The organism is Actinoallomurus oryzae (genome assembly GCF_039541955.1).
Lineage (GTDB): Bacteria > Actinomycetota > Actinomycetes > Streptosporangiales > Streptosporangiaceae > Actinoallomurus > Actinoallomurus oryzae.
In genome coordinates this window covers 85,471-103,092 of record NZ_BAABHF010000021.1, presented here as the reverse complement: position 1 = coordinate 103,092, position 17,622 = coordinate 85,471, and the positions used below count along the sequence as shown (strand labels likewise).

The following is a 17,622-nucleotide window of genomic DNA, read 5'->3' as shown; positions in this document are numbered from 1 at the left end:
TTCAAGATCTTCACCCTCGCCGCCGCCCTCGACAAGGGCTACAGCGTCGGCACCACCCTGCCCGCGCCGAACAGCACTACGGTCAGCGGCTACACCGACTGCAAGGGAAACCATTTCGAGCCCTGGTCGGTGCGCAACGCCGAGTTGTCCAAGGCGTCGTCGGCCGACCTGGCGACCGGCACCTGGGAGTCGCTCAACACCTACTACGCCTACCTCGAACAGCGCGTGGGCCTGTGCGACTCGGTCCGCATGGCGCAGAGGTTCGGCATGAAGCAGGCGAACGGCCGGCCCCTGCAACAGGTGCCGGCCCAGGTGCTGGGCACCGGCGACATCGACGTCACCCATCTCGCCGCCGCGTACGCCGGCTTCGCCGCCCACGGCCGGTACTGCGCGCCGATCGCCATCACCGGCGTCACCGACTCCACCGGCAAGAAGATCAACGTGCCCGGGGCCGGATGCCGCAGAGCCGTGGACACCGGCGTCGCCGACGAGGTGACGCGGATTCTCCAGGGCGTGCTCACCAAGGGCACGGGCCGGGGCCTGGGCATCGGCCGCCCGGCGGCGGCCAAGACCGGCACCTGTGAGGGGTTCGCGTGCGCGGCGTTCGCGGGCTACACGCCCGACCTGGCGGCGGCCGTCTGGTTCGGCGACCCTGCCGCGCCGTTCGGCGACCCGAGCCCCGGCGTCTTCGGCGCGAACGTCGGCCCGATCTGGCGGGCGTCGATGGAGGACGCGCTGCGCGGCACCGCTCCGACGTCGTTCAGCTCTCATTCATGATCATTCAGGCGGCCCTTGTCGTACGTCTGTTCTATGGTCGGGCGCCGTGGGAGACAACCATGCGGTAGTGGACGAGAACGCCCTGGACATTCCGGAGTCGTGGCGGCGCCGGCTGTATCCGCGGCGCGGCGGACGGCCGGGGCCGGCGATCAAGGTCGATCGCTCCGCAGCCGCGGACCTGCGCGAACAGCTCCAGCGGCTGGATGCCGCCCGGCCGCTCACCGAGCGGGCCGGTGACGAGCCGGAGCTGGCCGAGGCCGTACGGGACTACCTCTCCGGCGGCGCGAGTCCGCTGAGTGCGGCCGTGGCCGCCGCGCTGCTGGCCTGTGACAGGCCGTACGACTTCACGATGGAGAAGTTCGCGCCGCTGGCGGACGCGTGGGTGACCGAGCACGGGCTGCCCTTCGCCGCCTGCGCGTTCGCCGAGTTCAGCCAGATCCAGTGGGGTTCTTCCGGCCTCAGGCTCATCCGGGACCGAAGCACGCTCGGATATGCCTCGCCGGTCGCCACGACGCCGACGGTGAAGGCCGGTGTGCGGCTGCGGGGTCTGCTGGCCGTCGCCGACGACCGTGAATACGAGGAGGCCCTCGACGGCCTGGCGCGGTGTCGCCGCACCGCGTCGCAGCGGACGGTGGTCTCCTTCCTGGTGCCGTCGCGGCACGACTGGGTGGAGGAGTGCTGCGCCGCTCCGCCCGACACCAGGCACGACGGCGACTTCTGGTGGATGCTGTACTGCTCGCTGGGATCGTCGCGCCACGTCGAGCTGATCGCCCCGCACGGGGTCGTCCAGCCTTACTCGTGGAACCGCTCCTGCCTGGTCACCATGCTGGACGGTGTGGGCACGGCCGCCACGCCGCTGCTCGTCAGAGCCTTCGACGCCGACGCCTACGTCGCGGACCTTCGCCGGCTGATCCTGGAGACGCTCGCGATCGTGCCCGGCGACGAGGCCTTCCAGGCCCTGGTCGACCGCGCCGAGCAGAAGTACGTACGGCCGGCCCTGCTCACCGCGATGACGCGCTTCCCCGCCCGGGCCCTGCGGCTGCTGGCGGCGGCCTCCGACGCGCCGCATGTCGCCGACCTGCTGGCCGCGCACGCACGGACCCACGAAGAACTCGTGGCCGGGCTGCCGCCCGCGCTGCGGGCCCGGATCGGCTCACCGGACGACGAGAAGCGGCTGCCGGACGCACCGGCCGACGCGCTGCCGCGACCGCTGGCCGACCCACCGTGGCTGCGCACCGCCAGGGCGGCCGAGCCGGTCGTCGTCAACGGGCTCACTCCGCCCGCCGAGCCCGCGATGCGCTGGGAGCCCGGCGAGCAGGAGCAGTGGGCGAAGACCGACGGGCGGCACCGGGTCCCGGCCAGCGACGACTGGGACGAGCTGATCGAGGAGTTCCGCGCCGGTAAGGCCTACGGGTACGGCTTCGGCGTCCTCACGTACGGCCCCGTGGAGAAGGTCCGCCCGTTGCTGGCCGACTGGCGCCCGCAGCTGTGGGAGGCCGAGATCTGGCTGCGCCCGGTCGTGGCCCGGTTCGGCGTCGACGCGCTGCCGGTCGCGCGGCGCATGGCGGAGGAGGACCCGGCGGGTCTGGCCGATCGGGCGCTGCCGTTCCTGGACGCCGGTGTCGCGCGGGTGATGGCCGCGGGTCTGGCCAAGCCGAAACGCCGCAAGCTCGCGCTCGCCTGGTTCGAGCGGCATGGCGTGGACGCGGTGCCGGTGCTGGTGCCGGCCGCGCTGGGCAGGCCCGCCGCCGCGCGCCGGGAGGCCGAGGCCGCGCTGCGCCTGCTGGCCGGACGGCACGGAGCCGAGAAGGCCGTCGAGGCGACGGCGCGCGCACACGGCGATGAGGCGGCGGACGCCCTGCGGGCGATGCTCGCGATCGATCCGCTGGAACTGCTGCCGAAACGCCTACCGGCGGTCGGCGAGTGGGCCGACGTGCGGTCGCTGCCGCAGATCCGGCTCCGCGGCCGGGACGACGCGCTCCCGGCCGACGCCGTCCGCCACCTGCTGACGATGCTGGCCATGTCCAAGGCCGGCGAGGTGTACGCGGGCGTCGGGCTCGTCAAGGAGGCCTGCGACGCCGGGTCGCTGGCCGCGTTCGCATGGGCGCTGTTCGAGGAGTGGCGCCGCAACGACGCGCCGTCGGCGGACGCATGGGCGCTGGCGCAGCTGGGCTGGCTCGGCGACGACGACACCGTACGCCGGCTGACGCCGCTCATCCGTAAGTGGCCCGGGGAAGGCGGCCACGCCAAGGCGGTCGCGGGCCTGGACGTCCTGGCGGCGATCGGCACGGACGTGGCGCTGATGCACCTGCACGGCATCGCGCAGAAGGTGAAGTTCAAGGGGCTGAAGGCCCGCGCACAGGAGAAGATCGAGGAGGTCGCCGAGGGGCTGGGCCTGACGGCGGAGCAGTTGGGCGACCGGCTGGTCCCCGACTTCGGCCTGGACGCCGACGGCGGACTCGTGCTCGACTACGGGCCGCGCCGCTTCCTCGTCGGCTTCGACGAGGAGCTCAAGCCGTACGTCGCCGACGAGGACGGCACCCGCCGCAAGGCCCTGCCCAAGCCGGGCGTCAAGGACGACCCGGAGCTGGCGCCCGCCGCGTACAAGCGGTTCGCGACGCTGAAGAAGGACGTGCGGACGGTCGCCACCGACCAGATCCGCCGGCTGGAGTCGGCGATGGTGGCCCGGCGCCGCTGGACGGCCGAGGAGTTCCGCCGCCTGATCGTGGAGCATCCGCTGATCTGGCACATCGCGCGGCGGCTGGTGTGGGTGAGCGAGGACGGCGGCAAGACGACCGCCTTCCGCGCGGCCGAGGACCGGACGTTCGCCGACGTCGACGACGACGTGCTGACGCTGCCCGAGTCGGCGCGCGTCGGCATCGCGCACCCGCTGGAGCTGGGCGATGCGCTGAAGGCGTGGTCGACGCTGTTCGCCGACTACGAGATCCTCCAGCCGTTCCCGCAGCTCGGCCGCGAGGTGCGCACCCTGACCGACGCCGAGCGCGCCGGCCGGCGGCTGGAGCGGTTCGAGGGCGTCACCGTCCCGCCCGAGGCCGTACTCGCACTCGAACGACGCGGCTGGCGGCGCAGCTCGCCCATGGACGCCGGAATCCAGTTCTGCGTCTTCCGCGAGGTCCCCGGCGGCCGGTACGTCAACATCAAACTGGACCACGGAATCGTCATCGGCCGCGTGGAGGACAGCGCCGACCAGAAGCTGGAAGAGATCCGGCTCGACGATCTTCCTGAGGACGGCTACTGGACGCCACGACGCACCGGACTGCCCTTCGGCGACCTCGACCCGGTCACCGCCTCCGAAGTCCTCGCCGAACTGGCCGAGGCGACGTCCCGATCGACCCGATGAAGGATGCCAGGAATGTCAGCACGTCATTTCGACCGATACGAAGAGATGCTGGGCGAGATCTACTGCCTCACGTTCGTCCGGGACATCGACGAGACCGAGGCCCTGCTGCGCATGGGCGGATTAAAGGACACGATGCGGCCCCGCACCACGGCGGACGCGCGGGAGGAGACGAGGTCTTACGACGCCGGATATCCCACGATCGCGCAGGCGCTGAGCCTTGGCGAATGGACCGTCATCATCGAGCCGGACGGGTTTCACGGATCCGATGTCCGGCTGCTGAACGCGATGTCACGAGGGACCGAAGCGGTGTCGGTGCTCCGCCACGACTACGCCGAGGACCACTTCGCCTTCAGTGAGGAGGGCACGCTGCGGACCGCGTTCACCGGCGGCACCGCGGCGTACCGGTGGGGAACCGAACTCGACCGGTTCCTTCCGCAGATGCGGGCCGCGGGCGTGGATCTCGAGGCGAATGACGACCGTGATCCCCTGATGCACCCGCACGTCGCGGCGCTGCGTCTGGTCGGTCAGATCATCGGGACACTGCCCGACCTCCCCGACGGCCCACTGCCGAGCGCGCACATCGAACCCTGGTTCACCGCGGCCGAGCCCCCGGCCGTCTACCGCCCGACGCAGGAGGAGTTCGCCGACGCCCTGGACGCCGCCCCCTCCTCACTGCGACGGCCCATCATCGTCCGGGAGGTCCGTCGCCTCGCCGAGCTGCTCGACGTCGCACATTTCCCGGACGTGGCCGAAGCCCTGTCAGCGGCCGAACGCGGAGAAAAGGTGGACGTGCCCGCCGACTCCGACCTGGGACACCGCGTCCGCGGCTGGCTGACGGACGCGCGCCGCGCCGGCGGCTCGCTCAACGATCCCGCCGCACAACACCGGATGACCGAAGACGAGAGGAACCGGCTCATGCGGTTGTGGGCGCTGGCGGGAGCGCTGCGCGGCGCACTGTGGTGGGACTCCCGGGGAGCCGCCTACGAGGCCCTGCGCCCGATCACCGGCGACCTACCCTGGACCGACGGCGCATCCCGCCGCGCGACGATCCTGCGAGAACTCCGCGACCACTGAAACCCACACCAGAAATGCTTTCTCCCTGGTCAGGGAGGCGTGCTTCTGCACATGAGCAATGCTCGGAGGCCGGCCGGCGAAGCATCCCCGCCGCGCGTTGGTGGACGCGGGCCCGACGGTGGAGGGTGCCGGCGCTGTCGGGCGCGAGTCCCGTGGTCAGAATGTGGCGATCGGGTTGACCGGGCTGCCGGACGTACCGGCGAAGCGGACCGGCGCGACTGCGAGATGGAAGTCCCACTGGCCGAGTTCGGCGGCCGTCGTCGCGCACGCCTCCAGGTCGCAGTTGTCGAGCAGCCACAGACCCATCGCAACGAGGCTCACGGCGTGAACCGGCATCAACACGTCTTCGTACCCCGACGGCTGAACGTCCTGGGGGGTGTCAGCGCCGATCAGCGCGACCTCCCGTTCGTGCAGCCACGGCAGGCAGGACGCGTGCCAGCCGGCCTGCGTGAACCCGCCGGCCTCACCGGCCTCGTGCCTTGCGCGGCCATAGCCGGTCCGCAGGAGTACCGCATCGCCGGATCGCACCCGCACACCCTGGCGGCGCTCGGCCTCCTCGAGATCGTCGGGAAACACGCCCTGCCCCGGTTCCAACCACGGCACGTCGCGGACCCGCGCGACGTCCAGCAGGACACCACGCGTGATGATCCCGTTCGCCGCCGCCGTGACGGCCGCCCACGCCGATCCCGTCGCGGCGTCGACCATCGAGTGCGACCGTCCGTTGTACATCGTGCCGTCCCAGAAGATGTGGCACGGCGAATCGACGTGGGTGATGGTGTTGCCGTGGAACAGGATGCCGAGCCGCTCGTTCGAAAAGCCCCAGCGCCGGTCGTTGCGGAATCCGGGCGCCGGCATGTGCTCGGCACCCGGCATGTCGGCGGCGCACGGGCACGTCGTCGTCGACCGCTCCATGTCTTCCGGTACGGCGACCTCCCACGCGCACGACACGCTCCTGCCGTGGCGCACGGCCCGCGCCGCCGCCAGCCGGACGTCGTCGGTGATGTGGTTCAGAGTGCCGAGTTCGTCGTCGTCGCCCCAGCGTCCCCAGTTCGACAGCGAGTTGAAGTACCCGAGCACGTCGTCCTGTGTGGGCATCGGTCGCCCTGCCGTCATCCCAGCATCGACTCCTCCGGTCACGCGCTTCGAGGCACCAAGGCCCGCCGGAGCGAATAACGGCTCGTACTTCCAAAGGTGACGCGCGGACTGCGGAGAAGGCGCCGTGCCCGTTCACCAACGGCCCCAACCGGCCGGCGCCCCACACTATCGACGGTTCACTCGCCGCTCTCCATCACGGCGACCTCGACACAGTCACCCTCCTGGTTGCCGCTGCGGGTGCTCTTCCGCCACTCGGGCATGCTCACGATGACTCGCCCCTCTCGGTGACAGCGACCTCAACACAGTCACCTTCATTACCGCTACGACTGCTCTTTCGCCAGACGGAGATGCTCACTCATCGCCTCCATGACGTGCTCGATCAGGTCGCGCGACTGATCAACAGGCAACGCCTTCTGCCCAATACGGTCATATCGCATGACGTACCTTTGCACCTCCGTCGGAGACGGGACGAGTCGCCCTCCGCCTGGCGATTCGGTATAGGCGACATCCCCGGCAGGTCCAGTCATCACTTTGAAACTGCCGTTCATGCCGTAATGAGCACCTGCGACTCTCGGCACAACACGGATCCCGACGTTCGGAAGCTCCGAGACCTCAAGCAGGTAGGCGAGTTGCTTCCGCATCACCTGGGGCCCTCCGACCGGCCAGTCGAGGACGTTCTCAGTGAGCAATGCCCACAGCAGGGGCGGAGGCTCGCGAGTCAGGAGCGCCTGCCGCGACATTCGCTCAGCTACACGCTCATCGACGTTAACAGCGCCAGACTCTGCTATCAGCGCACGCGCATACTCGGGGAGCTGGAGCAAACCGGGCACCGCTAGGGCTTCGTAAACCTTGATGACTAATGCCTCGGACTCGACACCCAGGTGCTGCCTGAACCAGTTCGGCTCGTGACCGCGTTGGGCGTAGAAGAGCAGTGTGGTGAAGTGGCCTCCGGTGTCCCAGCGGTCGTCGAGGATCTCCATCTGGCGTTCGGTGGGCTTGGCCTCGTTGTTCTCCAGGCGCGGAGGTATCCGATGACCCGCATGCGCATCCGTGCGGTACGTGACGAGGAGTTGCCGGTCCTGCGGGCGATCGAGCGCGCGGCCGGGAAGTGGTTCCGCGACATCGGCATGCCCGAGATCGCCGACGACGAGCCGCTCCCGGTCGACGTCCTCGCGGGCTACCGGCGGGAGGGGCGTGCGTGGGTCGCGGCGGACGACGCCGACCGGCCCGTCGCGTACCTGATCGCCGAGGTCATGGACGGGGCGATGCACATCGAACAGGTCTCGGTGCACCCGGCCGCGGCGCGACGCGGCGTCGGCCGGTCCCTCCTCGACCACGTCGCGGACGTCGCGACGGCCGGCGGCCTGCCGGCGCTGACGCTCACGACGTTCGCCGAGGTGCCGTGGAACGCGCCGTACTACGAGAGATGCGGATTCCGGCGCCTGAACGACGTGACACTGACACCCGGTCTCCGGGAGATCCGCCGACGGGAGGCCGCGTACGGGCTGGACCGCTGGCCACGCGTCTGCATGCGCCGCGAGCTGTGACGGTCTCAGCTCTCGGCCGCACCGGTGATGGCGGGCGCCCAGAGCCGGTCGGCCTCACCGGCGGCGAGGCTGCCCCGGTAGACCTCGATCTTGTGGTCGATCATCTTCAGGTTCTCCTGGATCTCTCCGAGCCTGGCCAGGACCTCGGCGCGGTGGGCTTCCAGGAGCGCGAGGCGTTCTTCCTCGTTGCCCGGCCCGGCGGCGACCAGTTCGGCGTACCGGCGGATGCCCCTGATGGGCATGCCGGTCGCGCGCAGCTTGGTGCAGATGACGATCCACTTGAGGTCGAGCTCGCGGTACCTGCGGCGACCGCCGCTCGTACGGTCGACCGGCGTGACGACCAGGCCGGCGCGCTCGTAGTACCGCAGCGTGTGCACGCTCACCCCGGTGCGGCGGGCCGCCTCGGCGATGGTCACGCCTTCCGCGGGCACGGCGGTGGGCCGCGCCTTCCGTCCGGTGGCCCCGGACGCCGGTTTGACTTCTGCCGGTTTGACTACTGCCGGTTTGACTTCGAGCACGCTCTAAATCCTAGCATCGCCGCCATGAGTCACCATGGAACCAGCGAAAGACCAGGCCACGGGCCTACTCCCGATTCGGCCCCCACCGCCTTGATCGTCGCCGCGGGGCGCGGTTTGGGGCACGCCATTGCGGAAGAGCTCCTGAAGAAGGGCTGGAACGTCATCGGCACGGTCCGACCGGGCACGTCGCGAACCAAGCTCCACGATCTGGCCGAGACCGCCGGCGGCCGGGTGGAGATCGAGACCCTGGACATCAACGAGCCGGCGCAGATCGCCGCGCTACGCGACCGCCTGGCAGGCAGGACGCTCGAGATGCTGTTCGTCAACGCCGGAGTCACCACGGCCGACGAGCACATCAGGATCGGGGACGTGACGACCGAGGAGTTCACGGACGTCATGGTCACGAACGCGCTGAGCCCGATGCGCGTCATCGAGTCGCTCCAGGATCTCGTCCCGGCCACGGGCATCATCGGCGTGATGTCGTCCGGGCAGGGCAGCATCGGCAACAACGAGACCGGACTGCGAGAGGTCTACCGCGGCAGCAAGGCGGCGCTGAACATGTTCATGCGGAGCTTCGCGGCCCGGCAGCCCCGATCCTCACGCACGATGCTGGCCATGGCGCCCGGATGGATCCGTACGGACCTGGGCGGCCCGGACGCACCCTTCAGCATCCAGGACAGCATCCCCGACCTGGTGAACGTCATACTCTCCCAGCAGGGGACCCCTGGCCTGCAGTTCCTCGACCGCTTCGGCCGGACCGTCCCCTGGTGATCGTCGGTGAAGTGTCAGAGGGCCACGGCAGACTGCGGCCTGAGGTGAGGACAATGATCGAGATAGCGCTCGAGCCGTGGGCCGATGACGACCTGGATCTGCTGCGGCGGCTCAACACCCCGGAGATCTGGGCCCATCTGGGCGGCCCGGAGACCGAGGAGAAGGTCCTGGAGCGCCACAAGCGTTACCTCGACCTCGGCGCGCCGGGTTCCGGCCGGATGTTCACCGTGGTCCTGCCCGACGGCGTCACGGTCGGCACGATCGGCTACTGGGAGCGCGAGTGGCAGGGCGAGCCGGTGTACGAGACAGGGTGGAACGTCCTGCCGGAACACCAGGGACGCGGCATCGCCGGAGCCGCCGCCACGGCGATCGTCGACCGGGCCCGCGCGGAGAAGCGCCACCGCCGTCTCCACGCGTACCCGTCCGTCGACAACCCGGCGTCCAACGCGATCTGCCGCAAGGCCGGGTTCACGTTCGCCGGTGAGCACGAATTCGAGTTCCCCAAGGGCCATTTCATGCGCTGCAACGACTGGCACCACGATCTCTGACCGCCTCAGACCGCGCGTCGCGGTAGCGTGCGGATCGAACAGCCCCCGGGAACGGCTTGGGCGTACCTCCTTTGCGCACAGGAAGGGACGTTGAGGCTTCGTGGGCGCGGAGCCACAGCGGGGGTCCCAGGGAGACTCCCCCCTGGGTGGTCACGGCGTCAGTACGAGGCGGCCTCGTAGACCGCCCTTCTCCAGGCGACGGTGGGCCTCCGCGACCTGTGCCAAGGGCAGAGTTCCGGCGACTCGCAGTGTGAGCGCGCCCGCCTCGACCAGGCCGGCCAGGTCGCGCAGGCGAGCGCCGTCGGCGTGGATCCAGTGGTTGAAGACCCGTATGCCGCGCAGCGGCGCCGGCGCCGCACCGCCGACCACCGCGGCGAACGCCCCGCCCGACCGCACCGCGTCGAGCGCGGCCACGCCGACCGACGCGGCGTCCAGCGCCGCGTCCACCCCGCCGGGTACCAGCGTGCGGACCGCCTCACCCAGACGCGCGGTGCGCGGGACGAACTCCGCCGCGCCCAGTTCCCGTACCAGCGCCTCATCGGCGGGGCCGGCGACCGCCGTCACCTGGAGGCCGCGCGCGGCGGCGAGTTGCACCGCGTACCCTCCGACGGCCCCGGCGGCGCCGGTGACCAGCAGCGTGCCGCCGCGGGCCAGGTCGAGCCGGTCGAGCGCCTGCACCGCGGTGAGCCCGTTCAGCGGCAACGTCGCGGCCTCGACGGGCGCCGCACCGGCGGGCGCGGCGGCGACGGTGTCCGCGTCCAGGACGACATGGTCGGCCTGCGTGCCGAGCGGCACATCGAGCCGGTCGGAGAGGCCGATCACCCGGTCCCCCGGGGCCAGGCCGGTGACGCCCGGCCCGGTCCGCTCGACGACGCCGGCCACGTCCCAGCCGATGCCGATCGCCTCGCGCGGCGGCACCAGGCCCGGCAGCAGGCCCGCCTCGGTGAGCGCGCCCGAACGGGTGGCCACGTCAACCGCGTTGACCGTCGCGGCCTCGACCCGGATCAACACCTGGCCCCGCGCCGGGACCGGAACCGGCACGTCGATGAGCCGCAGTTCCTCCGGCCCGCCGAAACCGCGAATGACGACCGCCCGCATGAGATCTCCCCACGTTCGAAAGAAGGCTTTGGAACGACCCTAGGGAGAGCTACTCTCTGCCAGAAAGTACGCACTTGGAGGTGCGTACCGTACGCGGAGGAGAGCCATGACGACCCGCACGGCCGCCCAGCGACGCCAGGACGCACGTGTCGCCTACGACGCCTACCTCGCGACGTGCCCGGCCCGGCGGCTGCTCGACCGGATCAGCGACAAGTGGGTGAGCCTCCTCCTCAACGCGCTCGCCGACGGCCCGCAGCGCTACAGCGACCTGTCCCGCACCATCGCCGGCGTCAGCCAGAAGATGCTCACCCAAACCCTGCGGACACTCGAACGCGACGGCCTGGTCTCCCGTACGGTCACCCCCTCGGTCCCGGTACGGGTCGACTACGAACTCACGCCGCTCGGCGTCAGCCTGCTGCCCGTGATGCGGGCCATCAAGGACTGGGCGGAAAGGCACATCGAGGAGGTCGGCGCCGCCCAGGAGGCCTACGACGCACAAGTAAATGCTCAGGAACGTCATTCGTAATAGGTGAGTACAAAGGGGGTGGCCACCGGCGGCCGGCGGGTACTACCGCCATCACCGGCAGCGCACTCACGCCCTCAGGAGGAAGAATGCTCGGTCGCCGCGAGCGCGGTGCGCTCTACGCCATGGTCTTTCTGCTTCCGGCCGTGGGCTGCCTGACGACCGCGACCGAGGCTCAGGCGTCGATCCGGCGCCTCGCCGTGGCACCCGCCGTGTACCAGGGAGGCGGCCACCAGCACAACGGTAATGGCAGCCACAACAGAGTCTCCGCTCCGTTCAACAGCCCCAACTTCATCCGCGGAGCCCAGACCGTCATCAACGCGAACTCCGGTGGCGCGACCGTGACGCAGGTGCAACTGTGCAAGCACAGGGTCCGCTGCCGGCTCTCCGAGAAGTCCCACCTGGTCATCAGATAGACGAACGCCTGATCGCGGTGCGGTCCCGCGACCTAAAACAGATGATTCCGTGATGCACGCTTCGCGTCCGGTTACGCTCGGAGCGTGACGATGGGGAGTGAGCGACTCGTCGGTGGGAAGTACCGGCTGATCGAGGTCCTCGGGGAAGGCGCCATCGGGGTCGTCTGGCGGGCGCACGACGAGTCACTCGGCCGCGACGTGGCCGTCAAGGAGATCCGGCTCCCGGCCGGTCTGGACGACGAGCAGGTCGTGGCGCTGCGGGCGCGCACCCTCCGTGAGGCGCGTGCCGCCGCGCGCCTGAGCCATCCCGGCATCGTCACCGTGCACGAGGTCGTCCGTGACGACGGCCGCCCGTGGATCGTCATGGAGCTGGTCCGCGGCCGTACGCTCGCGCGGGTGCTCAAGGAGGACGGGCCGCTGCCGCCGGCGCGGGTGGCGGAGATCGGCGCGCAGATCCTGACCGCGTTACGCGCGGCACACGCCGCCGGGGTCGTGCACCGTGACGTCAAGCCGAGCAACGTCATCCTGGACGGCGACCGTACGGTCCTCACCGACTTCGGGGTCGCCTCGCTCGACGGCGGCACCGTCCTCACCGAGACCGGTGCCATGCTCGGCACACCGTCCTACATGGCGCCCGAGCAGGCGCGCGGCGCGGACGCCACGCCGGCGTCGGACCTGTGGTCGCTGGGCGCGACGATGTACGCGGCGGTCGAGGGGCAGCCGCCGTTCGACGGGGAGACGGTCGCCACCGTCCTCGTCTCCCTGCTGACCACCGACCCGCCGGCGCCGGGCCGGGCCGGGCCGCTGGCCCCCGTCATCGCCGGCCTGCTCGCCAAAGAACCCGGCATGCGCATGCCCGCCGACGTCCTCGCGGCGCACCTGACCCGCCTCGCCGGCGGCGCTCGCGAACCCGCCGCGCCGCCGCCCCCGCCAGAGGAGGAGGAGCAGGAGACGACACCGCGCCGCCGCCCGCGTACGCCGCTCCTGCTGGCCCTGCTCCTCGCGATCACGCTGAGCACCGCCGCCGCGATCTGGCTGCCCCGGCATTCCCCGCGCCGAGCGCCGGCGGCCGCACCCGCGCCGCCGGTCGTGCACATCGGCATCCACTTCCCGTCCACGCGGCTGAAGTCGGACACGAACATCTTCTCGGTGGCGTTCAGCCCGGACGGCAGGACGCTCGCCTGCGCCGGGTCGGACCACACGGTCCGCCTGTGGGACGTGGCGCGGCGTGTCGAGCTGGCGCAGTTACCGGGCCACACGGCGCCGATCGAGGGCGTGCGGTTCAGCCGCGACGGCCGGCTGCTGGCCACGGCCGGCGACGACCGGACGGTACGCCTGTGGGACCTGTCCTCCGGCCGGCAGGTCGCCGTGCTGTCCGGTCACCGCTCCGAGGTCTGGTCGGTCGACTTCAGCCCCGACGGACGCTATCTGGCCAGCGGCTCCCGGGACCACACCGTCCGCGTCTGGGACCTGCGGTCGCGCCGGACCGTACGCGTGCTCCGCGATGACCGCGACGCGGTGACCTCGGTGCGGTTCAGCCCGGACGGCACCCTGCTGGCGGCGGGCGGGCTGGACCGTACCGTACGCCTGTGGAACACCGCGTCGTGGACGCAGGCCGCGGTGCTCAACGGCCACACCGCGCCGGTGCGCGCGATCGCCTTCAGCCACGACGGGCGGATGCTGGCCAGCGGCGGGGAGGATGAGAAGGTCCTGCTCTGGAACGTACGGACCCACCTCGGCATGGGCGTGTTCACCGGTCACAAGGGGGTCGTGGACGCCGTCGCGATCAGCCCGGACGGCCGCACTCTCGCGAGCGGTGGCCAGGACCACAAGGTCACCCTGAACGGCATCGCCACCAACACCCGGCTCGGCGTTCTGGTGGGGCACAAGGGCCGGATCGACGCGCTCGCGTTCAGCCCGGACGGCCGCTCGCTGGCCACGGGCGCCGAGGACCGGAGCGTCCGGCTGTGGGACCTGACCCGATGACGAGCGGGTGCTTCGCCGTCAGGCGAGGGCGGCCGAGCGCGGTCGCCGCCCTCGCCTCGACGGAGGGCCACGGTCACTTGCTGGGTTCGGGCGTCTTGCAGGAGATCTTCGGGTTCACTCCGACGTAGTTGAGCGGGCCCGCGACGATCGTGACGAGGAGCGTGCCGGCCTGGGAGCAGTTGCTCGGACCGTGGCTGTAATAGTGCCGCTGACCGGCGGCGATGGCGCCGATGATGAGCCAGATGAGGACCACGGCGGTGGTGACTCTCATGAACTACCTCCAAGGGGGCTACGTCCGCTGGTGAGGCGGTCGACGCCCGGCCGGCTCGGCGTCGGCTTCAACCAGTCGGCTGCAAACAGTCGTCAAAGGTCGTTGGTCAGGGACGCCGACCTGATACCCAAAAATTTGCGAATTAGGACACTTGTACCTACGAATCGTGGACACACCGATCTGCCGGACGCCCGAGGGCTCGACCACGCTGGTCGTACGCAAGCGACACGAGAGAGAGCACTCATGCGTGGAGGCATCACCTACGACACCGGGTTCCGCCCGGGAGGCCGGCTGTCACGTGAGCGGTTCGACGACGAGACCGTACGGCGGGAGATGCGTGTCATCGCCGACCGTCTCCACTGCGAGGCCGTACGCGTCACCGGCGACGATCCGGAGCGGCTGGCCGTCGCCGGGCGGTACGCGGCCGAGGCCGGGCTGGAGGTCTGGTTCTCGCCGTTCCCCTGCGACCAGGCGCCCGAGCCGATGCTGCGTCTCTTCGAGAAGTGCGCCGGGCACGCGGAGGACCTGCGGCACGGGGGCGCGGAGGTCGTCTTCGTCACCGGTTGCGAGCTGAGCCTGTTCGCGGCGGGCTTCCTGCCCGGCGAGGACGTCTACCAGCGGATCCACGGCGTCATGTCGGGCGCCCCGGAGGTCGTGGCCGCCTTCCCCGGCATCGCGCGGAAGGTCAACGACTTCCTCGCCGAGGCGGCCGGCGCCGTACGGCGGCGGTTCGGCGGGAAGGTCACCTACGCGTCGGGCCTGTGGGAGGACGTCGACTGGGCGCCGTTCGACATCGTCTCCGTCGACGCCTACCGGGACGAGTCGAACGCCGCCGGGTTCCGCGCCGACCTGCGCCGGCGGTTCGCCTGCGGCAAGCCGGTCGTGGTCACGGAGTTCGGCTGCTGCGCGTACCGCGGCGCGGCCGCCCGCGGCGGCACCGGCTGGATGATCGCCGACCGCACGTCCTCCCGCATCGACGGCGACTACGTGCGAGACGAGTCCGAGCAGGTCACCTACCTGCGGGAACTACGGGAGATCTTCGAGCAGGAGGGCGTCGACGCCGCCTTCTGGTTCACCTTCGCCGGGTACGGCCTGCCGCACCGCCCGGACCCGCGCGAGGACCTCGACCTCGCCTCGTACGGGGTGGTGAAGTTCCTGGACGAGATCCGGTGGGAGCCGAAGGAGGTCTTCCACGCCCTCGCCGCCGCGTACGCCCGCTGATCCATCGATAGATTGCGGGTGGTCGTCGGCTTCGGTGAGGAGTGTCTTGCGGAACGATCACCCGATCATCGAAGCGGCGGAGGCCGGGGATCTGGACCGGCTGGCGGAGTTGCTGAACGCCGAGCCGGAGTCGGTGAACGTCCGGGGCTGGATGGGCATCACCCCGCTGATCGCGGCCACGTGGCGAGCCGACTCCGCGCCGATGGTCCGGCTGCTGCTCGAACGCGGCGCGGATCCGCTCGCCGTACGGAAGGACGGGGACGGGGCGCTGCACTGGGCGGCCAGTGGCGAGGTGGCGGAGCTCCTCGCCGCCGCCGGGCCGCGTGGGCTGGTGGCGCGGTACCTCTTCGGCCAGACGCCGTTGCACGTCGCGGTCGAGAAAGACCGCGTGGACGTGGTGCGGGCCTTCCTGGCCGCGGGCGCCGACACCGCCGCACTCGATTCGAACGGCGGTACGCCGCTGGACCTGGCCGGCGACCCGAGCATCGCACGGCTGCTGGTCGAGGCCGGTGCTCCGCAGCGGACCGGTGGGCCGAGCACGCCGTTGCACAACGCCGCCCGGCGGGCCGCCGCCGATGAGGACTGGGTGCCGGTGGCCGAGCTGCTGCTCGAACGCGGCGCCGACCCGGGGCTGCGCGACCGCTTCGGCGCCCTGCCGTCGGACCTGCTCGGCGAGGACGGCCCGCGCGGGCTGCGGCAACGATTGATCGCCATGGTCGAGGCGTCCGGGCGCCCGGTGGAACTCACTCCGGCCGAGGCCGCGGTGGGCCCGCAGGGACGGGTCGCGGTCCATCCGGATCGACCGGAGGCGCTGACCACCATGTTCTCCGGCACGGTGCTCGTACGGTGGCGGCTGGCACCGGCGATCGAGCCGGTCGAGGTCATCCGGACGGGCGGGCGCAAGCCCGTCCGGGGGCCGTACGGCGCGGGCCCCGCGCCGGCCTTCTCCGACGGCGACTCGGTGTGGTTGCGGGACTGGGCCGACCTACGGCGAGTTCACCAGATCCCCCCGGAGGCGCTCCCGGACGACCTGTACGGCACGCCGGTGCCGTCCCCCGACGGGCGCCATCTGGTGGTCCCCTCGTGTGAGTGTGTGCGCCTGATCGACGTCGGCCGCGGTGAGGCGGTCTGCGAGGTGGCGGGCTTCGGCGACTGGAGCGTGGTGCCGCGGTTCGCGCCCGGCGGGACCCCGCTCGCGGTGGGCAACTCCATGCAGGGCACCTGGTGGCTGACCGTGCTCGACGTCGATGACGACGGGAACCTCCGGCGCCGCTACAAGCGTGAGGAGGAGCTTCCCACCGGGAGACGCTCCGAGATCGTCACCGACGTCGCGTTCACCCCGGACGGGCGCAGGTTCGCGACGTGGGTCCGCCCCGACTACGGCCGCCACGCGCCGGGCGCCCATCGCGGCTTCGTCGCCACCGTCTCGACGCACTCCGGCGAACTCACCTGGCATCGGCAGATCGACGACGACATCGCCGGTGCCCCGGGAGAAGCCGCCTCGGCCTCGCTGTGCTTCACTCCCGACGGCTCCCGGCTGGCCGTCGGCCTGGACTCGGGTGTCGTGTGGCTGGACGCCGAGACCGGCCGGCCCGCGGGCCGGGACCACACCACCGGCATGGTGAACGCCCTGGCCTCCCGTCACGGCGTCGGCGTGCTCGCCGCCACCGAGCGCGGCCTGCGCCGGATCGATCCCCCGTCCCGCCATGCCTGAGCACGGACGATACTGACGGGTGTTCATCAAGCTCGCCGGAGGATGATCATGCTCGAACGCGTCGACCTCGGTGAGGTCGATTACGAGGACGCGCGGGTGCGGATGGCGGGATGGGTGAAGGAGCGCCGTGAGGGTCTCGCCGGAGACCGGCTGTTCCTGCTGAGCCATCCGCCGATCGTGACGTACGGCCCGCGCACGGCCACCGCTGACCTCCCCGCCGACCTGGGGATCCGCACGGTCGAGGTGGACCGGGGCGGGTTCGCGACCTACCACGGCCCCGGGCAGCTCGTCGGCTACCTCGTGGCGCACATCGGCCGGCACGGGCCGGTCGACATCGTCCGCTGGATGGAGAACGGCCTCGTCGACGCGCTGGGCCGGCTGGGCTTCCCCGCGCTCCGCCGCGACACTCCGCCGGGCGCCGGCAGCCTGGCCGGCGTCTGGACCCCCGACCATCACAAGATCGCTTCGATCGGCATGCGGATCCGCCAGGGCGTCACCAGCCACGGCTTCGCGCTCAACGTCGACCCGGACATGAGCGCCTTCGACCGTTTCACGGTCTGCGGCCTGCACGACGTGACCATGACGTCCCTGCGCCGCGTGTCCGACGCACGCGGCCTCCCGATGCCGTCGGACGCCGAGGTACGCGACACCGTGGCGGACTCGCTGATCGCCGGTGCCACCGCCTGGAGCCGCTGAGCCCCG

Annotated in this window: 19 protein-coding genes; 12 read left to right on the top strand and 7 right to left on the bottom strand. The window is 71.1% G+C overall.

The window, feature by feature from the left end; translation table 11 throughout:
• The 3 genes from ABEA10_RS18820 to ABEA10_RS18810 all read left to right on the top strand — a co-directional run.
• A partial coding sequence (locus tag ABEA10_RS18820; RefSeq protein ID WP_345465372.1) for a penicillin-binding transpeptidase domain-containing protein occupies positions 1-777 on the top strand: 777 nt, incomplete at its 5' end.
• A 46-nt stretch (positions 778-823) separates the two neighbouring features.
• Entirely contained in the window at positions 824-4,138 is a 3,315-nt protein-coding gene (locus ABEA10_RS18815; protein WP_345465370.1) for a DUF4132 domain-containing protein, read from the top strand.
• A gap of 12 nt (positions 4,139-4,150) precedes the next feature.
• Positions 4,151-5,212: a DUF6461 domain-containing protein gene (locus ABEA10_RS18810; protein WP_345465368.1), complete on the top strand. Its 1,062-nt coding sequence runs from the start codon at positions 4,151-4,153 to the stop codon at positions 5,210-5,212.
• Between the two features lie 156 nt (positions 5,213-5,368).
• Here ABEA10_RS18810 and ABEA10_RS18805 read toward each other — a convergent pair whose 3' ends face one another.
• The 4 genes from ABEA10_RS18805 to ABEA10_RS18795 form a co-directional block, all read right to left on the bottom strand.
• Entirely contained in the window at positions 5,369-6,325 is a 957-nt protein-coding gene (locus ABEA10_RS18805; RefSeq protein WP_345465366.1) for a cyclase family protein, read from the bottom strand.
• A gap of 158 nt (positions 6,326-6,483) precedes the next feature.
• The gene (locus ABEA10_RS18800) at positions 6,484-6,567 is read right to left on the bottom strand and encodes a DUF397 domain-containing protein (RefSeq protein WP_345465378.1); all 84 of its coding nucleotides are present in this window, start codon (positions 6,565-6,567) and stop codon (positions 6,484-6,486) included.
• Positions 6,568-6,569: 2 nt separating this feature from the next.
• Complete coding sequence (locus tag ABEA10_RS51155; protein ID WP_425550920.1) at positions 6,570-6,662, bottom strand: DUF397 domain-containing protein; 93 nt, start codon at positions 6,660-6,662, stop codon at positions 6,570-6,572.
• Positions 6,628-7,287, bottom strand: coding sequence for a DUF5753 domain-containing protein (locus tag ABEA10_RS18795; RefSeq protein ID WP_345465364.1), 660 nt, complete (start codon positions 7,285-7,287; stop codon positions 6,628-6,630). Before ABEA10_RS18795 ends, ABEA10_RS51155 begins: the two co-directional genes overlap by 35 nt.
• 60 nt (positions 7,288-7,347) lie before the next feature.
• On the opposite strand from ABEA10_RS18795, the gene ABEA10_RS18790 reads away from it, so the two are divergent.
• Positions 7,348-7,854: a GNAT family N-acetyltransferase gene (locus tag ABEA10_RS18790; protein ID WP_345465362.1), complete on the top strand. Its 507-nt coding sequence runs from the start codon at positions 7,348-7,350 to the stop codon at positions 7,852-7,854.
• Positions 7,855-7,859: 5 nt separating this feature from the next.
• Here the strand turns inward: ABEA10_RS18790 and ABEA10_RS18785 are convergent, their stop codons facing one another.
• Positions 7,860-8,372 carry a MerR family transcriptional regulator gene (locus ABEA10_RS18785; RefSeq protein WP_345465361.1) on the bottom strand — a complete coding sequence of 171 codons (513 nt, stop codon included), beginning with the start codon at positions 8,370-8,372 and terminating at the stop codon, positions 7,860-7,862.
• A 24-nt stretch (positions 8,373-8,396) separates the two neighbouring features.
• Here ABEA10_RS18785 and ABEA10_RS18780 point away from each other — a divergent pair, with 24 nt between their 5' ends.
• Entirely contained in the window at positions 8,397-9,143 is a 747-nt protein-coding gene (locus ABEA10_RS18780; protein ID WP_425550919.1) for an SDR family oxidoreductase, read from the top strand.
• Between the two features lie 53 nt (positions 9,144-9,196).
• Positions 9,197-9,691 (top strand): GNAT family N-acetyltransferase, encoded by a 495-nt coding sequence (locus ABEA10_RS18775; protein ID WP_345465359.1) that lies wholly within the window; start codon positions 9,197-9,199, stop codon positions 9,689-9,691.
• Between the two features lie 150 nt (positions 9,692-9,841).
• Here ABEA10_RS18775 and ABEA10_RS18770 read toward each other — a convergent pair whose 3' ends face one another.
• A complete protein-coding gene (locus ABEA10_RS18770; RefSeq protein ID WP_345465357.1) occupies positions 9,842-10,789 on the bottom strand; it encodes an NADP-dependent oxidoreductase in 948 nt (315 codons plus the stop codon).
• Positions 10,790-10,895: 106 nt separating this feature from the next.
• Here ABEA10_RS18770 and ABEA10_RS18765 point away from each other — a divergent pair, with 106 nt between their 5' ends.
• The 3 genes from ABEA10_RS18765 (at position 10,896) to ABEA10_RS18755 (ending at position 13,714) form a co-directional block, all read left to right on the top strand.
• Complete coding sequence (locus tag ABEA10_RS18765) at positions 10,896-11,315, top strand: winged helix-turn-helix transcriptional regulator (RefSeq protein WP_345465355.1); 420 nt, start codon at positions 10,896-10,898, stop codon at positions 11,313-11,315.
• An 86-nt stretch (positions 11,316-11,401) separates the two neighbouring features.
• Complete coding sequence (locus ABEA10_RS18760; protein WP_345465353.1) at positions 11,402-11,728, top strand: hypothetical protein; 327 nt, start codon at positions 11,402-11,404, stop codon at positions 11,726-11,728.
• A gap of 90 nt (positions 11,729-11,818) precedes the next feature.
• Positions 11,819-13,714: a WD40 repeat domain-containing serine/threonine protein kinase gene (locus tag ABEA10_RS18755; RefSeq protein ID WP_345465374.1), complete on the top strand. Its 1,896-nt coding sequence runs from the start codon at positions 11,819-11,821 to the stop codon at positions 13,712-13,714.
• Positions 13,715-13,787: 73 nt separating this feature from the next.
• Here the strand turns inward: ABEA10_RS18755 and ABEA10_RS18750 are convergent, their stop codons facing one another.
• Positions 13,788-13,985 carry a hypothetical protein gene (locus ABEA10_RS18750; protein WP_329253483.1) on the bottom strand — a complete coding sequence of 66 codons (198 nt, stop codon included), beginning with the start codon at positions 13,983-13,985 and terminating at the stop codon, positions 13,788-13,790.
• Positions 13,986-14,228: 243 nt separating this feature from the next.
• On the opposite strand from ABEA10_RS18750, the gene ABEA10_RS18745 reads away from it, so the two are divergent.
• From ABEA10_RS18745 to lipB, 3 genes are read left to right on the top strand one after another with little or no spacing between them, the layout of a single operon-like run.
• Entirely contained in the window at positions 14,229-15,206 is a 978-nt protein-coding gene (locus ABEA10_RS18745) for a glycoside hydrolase family 113 protein (protein WP_345465350.1), read from the top strand.
• A 46-nt stretch (positions 15,207-15,252) separates the two neighbouring features.
• A complete protein-coding gene (locus ABEA10_RS18740) occupies positions 15,253-16,920 on the top strand; it encodes an ankyrin repeat domain-containing protein (protein WP_345465348.1) in 1,668 nt (555 codons plus the stop codon).
• A gap of 48 nt (positions 16,921-16,968) precedes the next feature.
• Positions 16,969-17,616: a lipoyl(octanoyl) transferase LipB gene (lipB, locus tag ABEA10_RS18735; protein WP_345465346.1), complete on the top strand. Its 648-nt coding sequence runs from the start codon at positions 16,969-16,971 to the stop codon at positions 17,614-17,616.
• The last annotated feature ends 6 nt before the right edge of the window (positions 17,617-17,622 follow it).